General features: G+C 73.6%; 11 protein-coding genes. 7 read left to right on the top strand and 4 right to left on the bottom strand.

Annotated elements, in window-relative coordinates:
• Positions 1–15: 15 nt before the first annotated feature.
• The 3 genes from QRX60_RS31280 to QRX60_RS31270 are packed head-to-tail and all read left to right on the top strand — an operon-like array spanning position 16 to position 5,243.
• Positions 16–1,215 (top strand): glycoside hydrolase family 1 protein, encoded by a 1,200-nt coding sequence (locus tag QRX60_RS31280; RefSeq protein ID WP_285995021.1) that lies wholly within the window; start codon positions 16–18, stop codon positions 1,213–1,215.
• Positions 1,212–3,059, top strand: a complete 1,848-nt coding sequence (locus QRX60_RS31275) for a glycoside hydrolase family 3 protein (protein WP_285995020.1) — start codon at positions 1,212–1,214, stop codon at positions 3,057–3,059. Before QRX60_RS31280 ends, QRX60_RS31275 begins: the two co-directional genes overlap by 4 nt.
• Before the next feature lie 27 nt (positions 3,060–3,086).
• Positions 3,087–5,243, top strand: coding sequence for a carbohydrate-binding protein (locus QRX60_RS31270; protein ID WP_285995019.1), 2,157 nt, complete (start codon positions 3,087–3,089; stop codon positions 5,241–5,243).
• Between the two features lie 6 nt (positions 5,244–5,249).
• Here the strand turns inward: QRX60_RS31270 and QRX60_RS31265 are convergent, their stop codons facing one another.
• Complete coding sequence (locus QRX60_RS31265; protein WP_285995018.1) at positions 5,250–6,083, bottom strand: helix-turn-helix transcriptional regulator; 834 nt, start codon at positions 6,081–6,083, stop codon at positions 5,250–5,252.
• Positions 6,084–6,199: 116 nt separating this feature from the next.
• On the opposite strand from QRX60_RS31265, the gene QRX60_RS31260 reads away from it, so the two are divergent.
• A complete protein-coding gene (locus QRX60_RS31260) occupies positions 6,200–7,258 on the top strand; it encodes an aldo/keto reductase (protein ID WP_285995017.1) in 1,059 nt (352 codons plus the stop codon).
• 11 nt (positions 7,259–7,269) lie between these two features.
• On the opposite strand, the gene QRX60_RS31255 is transcribed toward QRX60_RS31260, so the two are convergent.
• Positions 7,270–8,226, bottom strand: a complete 957-nt coding sequence (locus QRX60_RS31255) for a GlxA family transcriptional regulator (RefSeq protein WP_285995016.1) — start codon at positions 8,224–8,226, stop codon at positions 7,270–7,272.
• Positions 8,227–8,296: 70 nt separating this feature from the next.
• Here QRX60_RS31255 and QRX60_RS31250 point away from each other — a divergent pair, with 70 nt between their 5' ends.
• Positions 8,297–9,520 (top strand): MFS transporter, encoded by a 1,224-nt coding sequence (locus QRX60_RS31250; RefSeq protein ID WP_285995015.1) that lies wholly within the window; start codon positions 8,297–8,299, stop codon positions 9,518–9,520.
• Here QRX60_RS31250 and QRX60_RS31245 read toward each other — a convergent pair.
• Positions 9,474–9,839, bottom strand: coding sequence for a DUF6223 family protein (locus QRX60_RS31245; protein ID WP_285995014.1), 366 nt, complete (start codon positions 9,837–9,839; stop codon positions 9,474–9,476). The two genes, QRX60_RS31250 and QRX60_RS31245, sit on opposite strands and share 47 nt — an antisense overlap.
• A gap of 188 nt (positions 9,840–10,027) precedes the next feature.
• On the opposite strand from QRX60_RS31245, the gene QRX60_RS31240 reads away from it, so the two are divergent.
• Positions 10,028–11,143, top strand: a complete 1,116-nt coding sequence (locus QRX60_RS31240) for a sensor histidine kinase (RefSeq protein ID WP_285995013.1) — start codon at positions 10,028–10,030, stop codon at positions 11,141–11,143.
• The gene (locus tag QRX60_RS31235; RefSeq protein WP_285995012.1) at positions 11,140–11,802 is read left to right on the top strand and encodes a response regulator; all 663 of its coding nucleotides are present in this window, start codon (positions 11,140–11,142) and stop codon (positions 11,800–11,802) included. The genes QRX60_RS31240 and QRX60_RS31235 overlap by 4 nt, the downstream gene beginning before the upstream one ends.
• A gap of 26 nt (positions 11,803–11,828) precedes the next feature.
• Here QRX60_RS31235 and QRX60_RS31230 read toward each other — a convergent pair whose 3' ends face one another.
• Positions 11,829–13,052, bottom strand: coding sequence for a cytochrome P450 (locus QRX60_RS31230; protein WP_285995011.1), 1,224 nt, complete (start codon positions 13,050–13,052; stop codon positions 11,829–11,831).
• Positions 13,053–13,120 lie beyond the last annotated feature (68 nt).

The raw sequence follows: 13,120 nt of genomic DNA, 5'->3' as shown, positions 1-13,120 counted from the left end.
ACACAGGAGAGGCACATGCCGAACGAGGACGCACTGTCCTTTCCGGACGGATTCCTCTGGGGGGCGGCCACGGCCGGGCACCAGATCGAGGGCAACAACGTCAACAGCGACTACTGGCACCGCGAATACGCGCCCGGCACGGACGTCCCGGAGCCGAGCGGTGACGCCTGCGACAGCTACCACCGCTACCGCGAGGACATCGCGCTGCTGGCCGGGCTGGGGTTCACCACCTACCGGTTCGGCATCGAGTGGAGCCGGATCGAACCGGCGCCCGGTCACGTCTCGCGCGCGGAGCTCGACCACTACCAGCGGATGGTCGCCGCCTGCCACGAGGCCGGGCTGACGCCGATGGTCACGCTGAACCACTTCACCGTGCCGCAGTGGATGCACGCGCGCGGCTGGTGGTGGGACGAGGCGGCGCCCGAGTTGTTCGCCGGCTTCACCGAGGCGGCGCTGCCGGTCCTGCGCGAGGGCGTCGAGTGGGTGTGCACCATCAACGAGCCCAACATCGTCGCCTGCATCGCGGGCAGCCAGGAGGGCGCGGCCAACCTGGTGGCGCACGGCTTGGCCCGGCCGAGTGCCCGGGTGTCCGAGCAGCTCGTGCGGGCGCACCGGCTCTCGCGCGAGGTGCTGGCGCGCGAAGGCGGGATCCGGTCGGGCTGGGCGGTGGCCACCCAGGCGATCCACGCGCTGCCCGGCAGCGAGCAGGTCGCGCGGGACTACAGCCGGCCGATGGAGGAGTTCTTCCTCGAGGCCTCGCGCGGGGACGACTGGCTCGGGGTGCAGGCCTACACGCGGACCTTCGTCGGCCCGGACGGGCCGCTCCCGCCGGCGGACGACGTCGAGAAGACGCTCACCGGCTGGGAGTACTTCCCCGACGCGCTGGCCATCGGCGTGCGCAACGCCTGGTCGCACGCGGAGGGGGTGCCGATCGTGGTGACCGAGAACGGCATCGCGACGCAGGACGACAACCGGCGCGTCGACTACACGCGAGACGCCCTCCACGGCCTGCACGAGGCGATGTCCGACGGGATCGACGTGCGGGGCTACCTGCACTGGAGCGCGCTGGACAACTACGAGTGGGGCCGGTACTCGCCCACCTTCGGGCTGATCGCGGTCGACCGGAAGACCTTCCGGCGCACGGTCAAGCCGAGCGCGCGCTGGCTCGGCGACATCGCCCGGCACAACGCGCTGCCCAGGGCGGTGGCGGCGTGAGGCCCGACCCCCGTGTCTCCACTGTGGACGGTGTGCGCTTCCGGGACCTGACCGGCACCGGCCGGATGGTGCCCTACACCGATCCCCGCCGGCCGGCCGAAGAGCGAACGGAAGACCTGCTCGCCCGGATGACCCTGGCCGAGAAGGCCGGGCTGATGTTCCACACCATGATGCGCGCCGAGCCGGAGGGGCTGTACGAGCCGGGTCCGGACTGCGACGACGTTCCCCACGACGTGCTGTCGACCGGCCGGCTGGTGACCGAAGCGCACATCCGCCACTTCAACGCCGCGCCGCGGATCGCGCCCGCGGACTACGCGCGGTGGCACAACCGGCTGCAGGACCTGGCCGCCGAGTCCCGGCTCGGCATCCCGGTGACGCTCTCCAGCGACCCCGTGCACGGGTTCGTGGACAACCCGGCCACGAGCCTCGCCACCACCACGTTCTCCCGGTGGCCGGAACCGCTCGGGCTGGCCGCGGCCGGCGATCCCGAGCTCGTCGCCGAGTTCGCCGACGTCGTGCGCCGGGAGTACCTGGCGGTCGGCATCCGGATGGCGCTGGGCCCGCAGGCCGACCTGGCGACCGAGCCGCGCTGGTCGCGCGGGGTGGGCACGTTCGGTGCGGACGCGGACCTCGCGGCCACCTTCGTCGCCCGGTACGTCCGCGCCATGCAGGGTGAGCGGCTCGGCCCGCACAGCGTGGCCTGCATGACCAAGCACTACCCGGGTGCGGGCCCGCAGCTGCGCGGGGAGGACGCGCATTTCCCGTACGGCCGCGAGCAGGTCTACCCCGGCGGCAACGCCGAGTACCACCTGCGCCCGTTCCGCGCGGCGTTCGAGGCCGGGACGGCGGCGGTGATGCCGTACTACGCCATCCCGGTCGGCCTCGGCGTGCCGGAGGTGGGGTTCGGGTTCAACCGCGAGGTGATCACCGGCCGGCTGCGCGAGCGCGACGGCTTCGACGGGGTGGTCTGCTCGGACTGGGGCCTCGTCACCGACGTCCGGGTCGGCGGCACCCGCTGGCCGGCGCGGTGCTGGGGTGCCGAGGACCTGAGCCGGATCGAGCGGGTGCACCGGATCATCGACGCGGGCGTCGACCAGCTCGGCGGCGAGTTCTGCCCGGAGCTGGTCGTCGAACTCGTCGAGGCGGGCCGGCTGCCGGAGGCGCGGATCGACGACTCGGTCCGCCGCGTCCTGCGGCAGAAGTTCCGGCTCGGGTTGTTCGACGATCCCTACGTCGACCCGGACGAGGCGGAGCGGATCGTCGGCAACCCCGCGTTCTCGGCGGCCGGCGCCGCGGCCCAGCGGCGGGCGATCACAGTGCTGGACAACGGATCCACGCCGGTGCTGCCGCTGCGGGAGGGGTGCCGCCTGCACGTCGACGGCGTCGACCCCGCCGTGGCCGCGGAGTACGCCACCGTCGTGCCCGGCCCGGAAGGCGCCGAAGTGGCGGTCGTCCGGATCGCGGCGCCGTACGAGCGGCGCGACAGCGGCATCGACTACGAGTCCGCCTTCCACCAGGGCAGGCTCGACTTCCCGCCGGACGAGGTCGCGCGGCTGGTCGCCCGGCTGCGCGCGGTGCCGACCGTGCTGGTGGTGCACCTGGACCGGCCCGCGGTGCTCCCCGAGCTGGTGGCGGCCGCCGCGGCGACCGTCGGCGAGTTCGGCGCCACCGACGCGGCCGTGCTCGACGTCCTGTTCGGACGGTCCACTCCGGACGGACGGCTTCCGGCCGAGCTCCCGTCGAGCACGGCCGCCGTCGAAGCGAGCCGCGAGGACGTGCCGAACGACAGCGCGGACCCGCTGTTCCCCGCCGGGCACGGCCTGCGCCTGCCCGTCCACCGCTGATCCCCCGCAGACGACAAAGGAGTCCTCATGCGCAAGGCATTACCCGTCGTGGCCGCGCTGGCGCTGCTCGCCGGCGAGCTCCCGCCCACGGCCGCCGCGGCCGACGCGGTGTCGCTGACCCCGTACGCCCCCGCGAGCTACACCAACCTGTACACCACTCCCGACGGGCCGATCACCGGCTCGACCTACATCTTCAGCCCCACCCCGAACTTCCCCGACCGGATCGCCCACGACTTCGCGCACATGCGCGACGTCGGGGTCAACACCGTCGGGTTCTACAACCTGGTGCAGATGTCCGACGCCGACCGGGACACGCTGTTCACCAACCTGGAGAACAACAACCAGAAGGCCATGCTCCGCATCGAGTGGTACGACGCGAACACCTTCGACTTCGACGACGACGGCACCCACGACGACGCCGAGAGCGTGCTGCGCTACTACGACACCGACGACCCGGCCCACGGCTACACCGCGCTGCTGACCTACCTCAAGCGCACGAACCGCTTGCGGGACATCGCGTACTTCTCGGTGAACATGCCGGTCGACGACGGCACGGTCGCCGGGCACTTCACCGGTGAGCGGAGCAACCCGCGGTGGGCCTCGAGCCAGCCGCCGTACGCGCAGTACCTGCTGAGCCGGCTGCGCCAGGTGCTCGGCGCGAGCTCGAAGTTCTACCTGAGCGTGTTCTACGGCTGGGACCAGTCCTACCCGACACCGGGCTACGCCGGCATCCCGAACCCGGCGGACGGCTACTTCTTCAACAACTACAGCTACCCGGCCGGCGCCCCGCCGACCGCGGACGCGCCGACGTCCACGCTGCTGAACCAGCCTCGGCTGCAGACCGCGATGGACAAGCTCGTCGCCCAGTACCCGACCCAGCCCAAGGTCGTCGAGTACGGCTTCCACACGGTGGACTTCAACAACGGTGTGCCGCCCGCCCAGACCGCGGGCCTGGTGCAGTCGCTCGACGCCAAGCGGAAGGCACTGCCCGCGACCACGTCCTACTACCGCGGCGGCTCGTCGAACGGGGTGCCGTTCCGGGTCCGGGGCACCATGTACTTCGCGCAGAACCTCTACAAGGAGGAAGGCGATCCGGCCGCGCTCATGGACTGGACGCTGGACTACCCGGCGACCGCCGCGGTCCAGGCCGAGGACCGGAGCACGACCGGGTTCTTCCGGAACGGCCACCCGGCGGCCGCGCCGGTCGTCACGGACGCGGGCGGGCAGGCGGTGCCGTTGCGCGGCAACGGTTCCGCGCTCGAGTTCTACGGCCTCGCCACGGCCAGCGCGATCCAGGTCCGCTACCGGGCGGCGCGGCCGGCCGACCTGGAACTGTCGGTCAACGGCGCGGCCCCGCGCGTGGTGCGAGTGCCCGCCGCGCGGGACTGGCGGGTGGCGAGCCTGCCGCTGTCGGTACCCCGGCAGGGCGCGGTGCGGGTCGCCGCACGCGGTGACGTGCTGGTCGACTGGCTGCGGCCGATGGCCAACCTGGAGGCCGAGGCCACGCAGGCGGTGGGCGCCGACCGGATCGCCGCGGCCGACGCCTCGGACGGCGCGAGCCTGCTGCTGCGCGGTGGGCGTCCCGCGGCCTTCTCGGTGGGCCCGGTCGCCGGCGGCAGCCACCTGACCTTCCGCTACGCGGCCACCGCTCCGGCCCGGGTGCGGGTGCTGCTCGACGGGCACGACGTCCCGGCCGACCTGCCGGCCACCGGCGGCGGCTACGCGTCCCGGACCGTGCCGCTCGACGTGCCCTCGGGCACCCGGATCACGGTGGCGCGCGGGGCCGACGGCGCCGATCTGGCGGTGGACTACCTGCTGGTGACCGGGCAGTACGAGGCCGAGGCGGCCGGCGGGCTGTACAACGGGGCGCACGGCATCCGGGCGGCCGCGGCGGCGGAGGGTGCCGCCGCGACGTCGTTCGACGTGGTGGGCGCGTCGATGGTGGTCGACACCGTGATCGCCGGCACGACCGCGACCTTCCGCTACGCGGCGACCCGGGACGCCAGCATGACCGTGATCGTGCACGGCCAGGGCCACCGGGTCGACTTCCCGTCGACGGGCGGTGCCTACCGCACGGTCAGCGCCGCGGTGCCGATCCCGGCGGGCGCGACGGTGATCGTGCAGCGCAACGCCGACGACCAGGCCGCCGGCCTGACGGTCGACTGGCTGCGCGTGTCCGGCTGAGCGACGTCACCGGGAGGGCAACCGGTCCAGTGCCGCCTGGCTCTCCTCGTCCGCGGCGCGGTAGATCAGCAGGCGCTGGTCCGGGTCCTGCAGGGGCATGAGCACTTCGAACTGCAGGGCGATCACGCCGACAGCGGGATGCCGCAGCACTTTGTGCCCGCGGCCGCTGATCCGGACGTCCCGCTCGGCCCACAACCGCGCGAACTCCCGGTCACGGTCCAGGCATTCGGCGATGAGGGCGTTCAGCGCCTCGTCCCCCGGGTGCCTGGACCACGCGGCGCGCAGGTGGGCGATCCCGTCCCGCACCACGCGTTCCCGGTCGACGTAGGACTCCTGGAGCTGCGGGTGCAGCAGGCACAGCCGGATCCCGTTGCGCTCGGCCGGTGGCAGGGCGCCGAAGTCCACCAGCAGCTCCGCCATTTCGCCGTTCCAGGCGAGGATGTCGTAGCGGTGGTTCATGAGCATGGCCGGCCGCGGCGACAGGTCGGCGACCAGCCGGGCCAGTGACGGCGCCGCGGCCGTGGCGGGTTCGCCGACGTCTCGGGGACGCTGCTGCGCCAGGCCGAAGAGGTAGGCGCGCTCCTCGGGGCCGAGGCGCAGTGCCCGGGCCAGCATCTCCGCCACGGCCGCCGAGGGCCGCAGCCCGCGGGCCTGTTCCAGCCGCACGATGTAGTCGGTGCTGACCCCGGCCAGCTCGGCGACCTCCTCGCGGCGCAGTCCGGGGGTCCGCCGGGCCTGCCGGCGCGCCGGCAGGCCGAAATCCCGGGGATCCAGGCTTTCGCGCCGGGTCCGCAGGAAGACGGCCAGCTCCCGGGCGATGTCCACGGTGCCGGTGATCATGGGTCGTCCAACGGCCTGCCTGGGACTCGTATTCCCAGGAAGTTCCCTCCCTTACCCCGGGCTCGCGGTGGTCGCAGGCTGGTACCCGACGACGATCACGAGCACAGGAGGACCCGATGTCGCTCACCCTCGACACCTACCGGCTGCTGGGCCGGTCCGGGCTGCGGGTGTCACCGCTGGCGCTGGGCACGGCGACCTTCGGCAACGAGTGGGGCTGGGGCGCGGAGCAGGACGACGCGCGCGAGCTGTTCGACACCTACGTCGAGCGCGGTGGCAACTTCATCGACACCGCCGACAGCTACGGCAGCTCCGAAAGCATGCTGGGCGAGTTCACCCGCGACCGCCGCGAAAGCCTGGTGCTGGCCACGAAGTACACGACGCAGCGGCGGCCGGGCGATCCGAATTCCGGGGGCGCTCACCGCAAGAACCTGTTCGCGTCGGTGGAATCCAGCCTGCGGCGGCTGAACACGGACTACCTCGACCTGCTCCACCTGCACGTGTGGGATTTCTCGACCTCGGTGGAGGAGATCCTGCGCGGCCTGGACGACCTGGTCCGGCAGGGCAAGGTCCTGTACGTGGGGATGTCGAACGTGCCGGCGTGGGAGATCTCGCGGATGCAGGCGATCGCGGACCTGCGCGGCTGGGCGCCCCTGGTCGCGCTGCAGATCGACTACAGCCTCATCAACCGGGGCGGGGAACGTGACCTGATCCCGATGGCACGGGAGCTGGGACTGGGCGTGAACCCGTACTCACCCCTGGGCGGCGGCGTGCTCTCCGGCAAGTACACCCGCGCCGACCTGACCGCGACGGGCGACGACCCCGGGGAAAGCACCCGCAGGAGCTTCAACGCCCGCCTGGGCATGGTCACCGAACGCACGCTCGCCATCGCCGACGTCGTGCGGGAGATCGCCGGGGAGCTGGGGCACTCGGCCGCCCAGGTCGCACTGGCCTGGACCCTGCAGAACCCGGGCGTGACGGCACCCGTCCTCGGCGCTCGCACCCCCGAGCAGCTGCTGGGGAACCTCGGCGCGCTGGAGGTCGGCTTCACCGCCGAGCACCTGGCGCGCCTCGACGAGGTCAGCGCGATCGACCTCGGCTACCCGCACGACCTGCTCGCCGGTCCCCACATCCGCAAGGTGACCGTGGGCGATCTGAAGGTCGAAACCCGCCGCTGACGACGGGCACTTCAGTCCGCCGCCGCCTTCCGCGTGAAGGCACGGCGATAGGTGTCCGGGCTGGTGCCGAGAACCTGCCGGAAGTGGCGCCGCAGGGCCGCGGCGGTGCCGAAGCCGACCTGGCCCGCGATGGACTCGACGCTGTCGCCGGTCTGCTCGAGCAGGTGCTGTGCGCGGCGGACGCGCTGGCTCTGCAGCCATTGCGACGGATTCGTGCCGACCCGGGCGTGGAAGTGCCGGTTCAGCGTGCGCACGCCGAGATGGGCGTGCTGGGCCAGCTGCTCGATCGTGATCGGCCGGCCGAGGTTGTCGAGCGCCCAGTCCATCACGGTCGCCAGCTCGTCGTAGGACGTCCGGGGGCTCGATGACGCCACGTACTGCGCTTGCCCGCCTTCGCGGTGCGGGGGCGTCACGAGCAGCCGGGCGATCTCGTTCGCGACGGCGGCGCCGTGGTCGAGCCGGACGACGTGCAGGCACAGGTCCGTGCCGGCGGCTTTGCCCGCCGAGGTGAGGACCCGCCCCTCGTCGACGTACAGCGCGTTCGCGTCGACGGTGATGGCCGGGTGGCGCTTCGCGAGGGTCTCGGCGTGCAGCCAGTGGGTGGCCGCCCGGCGGCCGTCGAGCAGGCCCGCCGCCGCGAGCACGAACGCGCCGGTGCAGATCGAAATCACCCGCGCCCCGCGTTCGAAGGCCGCTCGCACCGCGTCGACCAGGTCGTCCGGCGGCCGCAGCGCGCCGTCGTGGCACGCCGGCACCACGACGGTGTCGGCGGCCACGAGGTCGTCGTAGGTGTGCTCGGTGGTCGCGCGGAACCACCGGTCCACCCGCGCGTCCGCCGGCGCGCACACCTCGAACCGGTACCACGGCGAGCCGACGAGGTCCGAGCGGTCGGTCCCGAAGATCGCGCAGGGCGCCGCCAGCTCGTACAGCGGCACGCCGTCGCTCAGGGCGAGTGCCACGACGGTCATGTCCGATAGTGTACGCAGGTTGTCGGATCGGACACTCGTGGAGACGGCGCCGGTCGGGGACCTTGGCCAGGTGACCTCGACGCAGTTTTCGCCGCCCGTGGCCGGACCGGCCCGAGCGTGGCTGGGCGCCGGCCTCGCCCTGGCCGCGATCGGATGGGGCGCGAACCAGTTCGCCCCCTTGATCGTGCTCTACCAGCAGCGCTTCGGCCTCTCCCCCGCGGCCGCCGGCGCCGTGTTCGGCCTGTACGCCCTGGGCCTGATCCCGGCCCTGCTCGCCGGGGGGAAGTGGTCGGACGCCGCGGGCCGCCGGCCGGTCGTGCTGACCGCGCTGGCCATGTCGTTCGCCGCGACCTGCCTGCTGATGGCCGGCGGCACGCAGCCGATCGGGCTCTACGCGGGCCGGCTGCTGGCCGGCGTGGCGAGCGGTCTCGCGTTCGGCACCGGAGCCGCGTGGCTGAAAGAGCTGTCGGCGGGCGCGGGCGACGCCGCGGCCGGGCCCCGGCGGACGACCGTGTCCATGACCGTCGGGTTCGCGGCCGGCCCCTTCGTCGCCGGACTGTGCGCCCAGTGGCTGCCGGCCCCGGCCACGACCGCCTACGGGCCGCATTTGCTGCTGCTGCTCGCCGCGGCGATCGCAGTGCGGCGGACGCCGGATCCCGGGGGCCCGGCGGCGACGCGCACCCGGCCGGCCGGGAACTCCGGGGTGGCCGTGCCGTTCATGGTGGTGCTGCTGCCGTTCGCGCCCTGGGTGTTCGGCACCGCCGCGATCGCCCTCGCCTACCTGCCGGCGCTGGTCGCCGACCAGGTCAGCGAGCACGCCCTGCTCTTCAGCGCCGTCGCCACCGCGACGACCGCGCTGACCGGGATCCTCGTCCAGCCACTGGCGAAGAAGATCCACCGCACCGGCGGATCCCGCCTGCTCCCGGCAGCGATGCTGGCGGTGCTCACCGGCATCGGCTGCGCGGCCTGGGCCGCCTCGGCGATGTCTCCCGCGGCCGTGCTGCTCGCCTCCGCGGTGCTCGGCGCCGCCTACGGCCTCACCCAGTTCGCCGGCCTGGTCAAGGTCCAGGAGATCGCCGCCGACCGGGCGCTCGGCACCGCGACCGCGGCCTACCAGGTGCTCAGCTACCTCGGCTTCGCGCTCCCGTTCCTGATCTCCTTCGCGCAGGCGCGCACGCACGTGGCCCCCGCGGTCCTCCTGCTCGTCGTGCTCGGCGCGGCCGTGGTGGCCACGGCCTGGATCGCCGTCACGGCACACGCACCGCGCGGGCCAGCGTCAGCCCGCCGAAGGTGAGGGCCAGGAGACCGGCGACCACGGCCGCGGCGCCACCGACGACCCCGTTGCCGGTGCCGGGACCGCCGTCGGCGACGGCCAGGTTGAGCCCGCCGACGACGACGGCGGCCAGTCCGGTCGCCAGCGCCACGATCGCTCCCCTTCTCCCGTCGCCGGCCCGGCGGCGGGTGCGGGCCAGCGCGCGGCCGCCGATGATCGCACCGGCCAGCCCCAGCAACGCGGCCGCGGTGGCCCAGACCCGTGCGGCGGTCACGGTGTACGCGGTGACGGCGGCCGGCATCGGGGTGGCGGCGCCGAGTACGGCGTGGGTGACGGACATGACGTTCTCCTTCTCGAGCGGATGTCGTCCGATCCTGTCCGCCGGACCGCCTCCGGTCGTCCGGCAGGCGCAGGCACTTCGCGCTACCACGGCCACCGCAGGAACCGGCGGTGTACCGCGCCCGCGGTAGTCCCCGGATCGTCCGTGCGCAGGAGTCGCCCGGCCGGACATCCGGCTACGGTGCAGGCATGAGCACGGGACGGATCCGGCTCCGGGACGCGCTGATCGCCGCCGGGGTGGCCACGGCCCTGCTCGTCGCCGGGCTGTCCGGGCACCACCCGGCCACGGGCCTCGTCCCGCTGGGCTACGCGCTGCTGGTGATCGGCGGCCTGGCGCTGGCCGCCTACCGCCGGGCCCCGGTCACCGTGCTGGCCGTGACCGGGTTGTGCGCGCTGGGCTACCAGGCCGCCGGCGTCGACGTGCCCGCCGTCGCGTACCTGCTGGCGGTGTACGCCGTGGTCCGGGCGGGACACCGCCTGATCGCGGTGGTGAGCGCGGTGGTCATGCTGGTCGCGCTCCCGCTCGCGATCCTGGCCGCGCCCGGCGACCTGCCCGTGGGAGCGGCGGTCACGCACACCCGCGACGTCCTCCAGATCGCGTGGCTGATCGCCGCCGGCGCGGCGGGCGAGGCGCTGCGGCAGGCCGAGCGCCGGGCGGACGAGGCCGAGCGCACCCGGGAGGAGACCGCGCGCCGCCGTGCCGACGAGGAACGGCTGCACATCGCGCGGGAGCTGCACGACTCGCTGACCCACCAGATCTCCGTCATCAAGGTGCAGGCCGAGGTCGCCGTCCACCTCGCCGGCAAGCGGGGCGAGCAGGTGCCGGACGCGCTGCTGGCGATCCGGGACGCCGGCCGGGAGGCGGCCCGCGAACTGCGCGCGACCCTGGAAGCGTTGCGGGACGACAAGAACCCCTCGCACGGGCTCGACGACGTCCCGGAACTGGTGCGACGGGCCCGGGCGGCCGGCCTGGACGCGACGCTGACGATCGAGGGCCAGCGCAACGATGTCAGCGCCGCGGCGGGCCGGACCGGCTACCGGATCGTCCAGGAGTCGCTGACCAACATCGCCCGGCACGCCTCCGCCGGGACCGCGTCGGTCCACATCGGCTACCGCCCCGGGACGCTGGTCATCCGCGTCGACGACGACGGCAAAGCCACTCCGGACGCCGCGCCGGTTCCCGGCGTGGGGTTGCTCGGGATGCGCGAACGGGTCACCGCGCTCGGCGGCCGGCTGCGGGCGGCCCCGCGCAGCGAAGGCGGTTTCACCGTCCACGCGGAACTTCCCGTGGAGCCCGCACCGTGATCAGGGTCCTGCTGGCCGACGACCAGCCGCTCATCCGCAGCGGGTTCCGCGCCCTCCTCGACATCGAGGACGACATCGACGTGGTGGCCGAGGCGGCCGACGGCGGCGAGGCCGTCGCGCTGGCCACCCGGCACCTGCCCGACATCGCGCTCATCGACATCCGGATGCCGGTCGTCGACGGCATCGAGGCGACCCGGCGCATCGCCGCCGAGCCGGCCCTGGCCGGGGTGCACGTCGTCATCCTGACCAACTACGGCCTGGACGAGTACGTCTTCGACGCGCTGCGTGCCGGCGCGGCCGGGTTCCTCGTCAAGGACATCGAGCCGGAGGACTTCCTCCACGCCGTGCGGGTGGCCGCCCGTGGCGACGCCCTGCTCGCCCCCTCGATCACCCGCAAGCTGATCGACCGGTACGTCACCCAGCCACCCGCGACCGGCGCCCCGGCCGGGCTGGCCCACCTGACCAACCGCGAACGCGAAGCCGTCGCCCTGGTCGCGCAGGGGCTGGCCAACGACCAGATCGCGGCCCGCATGGTGATCAGCCCGCTGACCGCGAAGACCCACATCAACCGGGCGATGACCAAGCTCCACGCCCGCGACCGCGCCCAGCTCGTGGTCCTCGCCTACGAATCCGGCCTCGTGACACCGCGCACCTCCTGACCCTCTGGCGAGCGCGCGGCCCCGCGTCACCGGGTGAGGGGCAAGGCCGCCATCCCGCGCAGCGCCGGGTTCTGGCGGCGCTGGACCGCACCGGCGATCCGCAACGCCGGGAAGCGCTTGCCGAGCTGTTCGAGCAGCACGGTCATCTCGAGCCGCGCCAGTGCCGCGCCGAGGCACAGGTGCAGGCCGTGCCCGAAGAACAGGCCCCGGCCGGCGTCCCGGGTGATGTCGAACCGGTCCGGGTCCGCGAACCGCGCCGGATCCCGGTTCGCCGCCCCGATGAGCACCACGATCACGTCCCCCGCCGGGATCTCCACGCCGTCGACCACCGCCGGGCGGACGGCCGCGCGCTGGCTCATCTGGGCGGATCCGTCCCACCGCAGCATCTCCTCGGCCGCCCCGGCCGCCAGCCCCGGATCCCCCGCGAGCAAGGCGAACTGCTCCGGATGGGTCAGCAGCGCGTGGATGCCGAGGCCCAGCGCCCCCGCGGTGGTCTCGTAGCCGCCGCCGAACAGCACCACGAGCGAATTGAGCACGTCGTCGGCGGACATCAGCTCCGCGTCCGCGGTGGGCCGGGCCAGCAGCGCGGACGTCAGGTCGTCGCGGGGTTCCGTGCGCCGCAGCGCGATCAGATCCGCGCAGTAGGCACGGAATTCGACGGCGGCCGCGTCGACCTCGGCGCGCAGGTCCGCCGACATCGCCGGGTCGACCTGCTTGCCGATCAGGTCGGTGACGCGGCGGAGCCGGTCGTGGTCGGCTTCGGGCACGCCGACCAGGTCGCCGATCACCGCCATCCCGAGCGGGTAGAGCACCGTGCCGACGAACTCCGCCGCGGTCCCGTCCGCCGTGGCGTCGGCGAAGCGGTCCAGCACCCGGTCGACGGCCCGGCGGACCGCGGGCTCCAGCCCCTGCACGCGCCGGACGGTGAAGTCCCGCAGGAGCAGGCGGCGCTCACGGGTGTGTTCCGGCGGGTTCTTCCACGGCAGGAGGTCGGCCAGCAGCGCCATGGCCGGGTTGTCCCGCCAGCCCGGCGTGTGCCGGTCGCGCCACTGCGCGTCCAGCACCAGGAAGGTCTCGCCGTCGGCCAGCACCGGTTGGCAGTCGGCGAACCGGCTGAGCACCCAGCCGCCGAAGACCGCGCTGCGGAAGACCGGCGTCTCTTCGCGGAGCTTCGCGTAGACCGGGTACGGATCGGCGAGCCCGGCCGGGGTGGACAGGGACAACAGGAGTTCGTCGGCTGCTGCGGACACGATGTTTCCCTCCGGGTCGCGAGACGGTTCCCGCAGTCTTCTCCCCGGTGCCCGCGCCGGGGCAGGGT

The organism is Amycolatopsis mongoliensis (assembly GCF_030285665.1).
GTDB classification, from domain to species: domain Bacteria; phylum Actinomycetota; class Actinomycetes; order Mycobacteriales; family Pseudonocardiaceae; genus Amycolatopsis; species Amycolatopsis mongoliensis.
This window is presented reverse-complemented; position numbering and strand designations above follow the sequence as displayed.

Coding starts and splice junctions, on each gene's coding strand:
- QRX60_RS31280 (WP_285995021.1), top strand. CDS start 16: ATGCCGAACGAGGACGCACTGTCCTTTCCGGACGGATTCCTCTGGGGG.
- QRX60_RS31265 (WP_285995018.1), bottom strand. CDS start 6,083: ATGATCACCGGCACCGTGGACATCGCCCGGGAGCTGGCCGTCTTCCTG.
- QRX60_RS31260 (WP_285995017.1), top strand. CDS start 6,200: ATGTCGCTCACCCTCGACACCTACCGGCTGCTGGGCCGGTCCGGGCTG.
- QRX60_RS31270 (WP_285995019.1), top strand. CDS start 3,087: ATGCGCAAGGCATTACCCGTCGTGGCCGCGCTGGCGCTGCTCGCCGGC.
- QRX60_RS31240 (WP_285995013.1), top strand. CDS start 10,028: ATGAGCACGGGACGGATCCGGCTCCGGGACGCGCTGATCGCCGCCGGG.
- QRX60_RS31245 (WP_285995014.1), bottom strand. CDS start 9,839: ATGTCCGTCACCCACGCCGTACTCGGCGCCGCCACCCCGATGCCGGCC.
- QRX60_RS31255 (WP_285995016.1), bottom strand. CDS start 8,226: ATGACCGTCGTGGCACTCGCCCTGAGCGACGGCGTGCCGCTGTACGAG.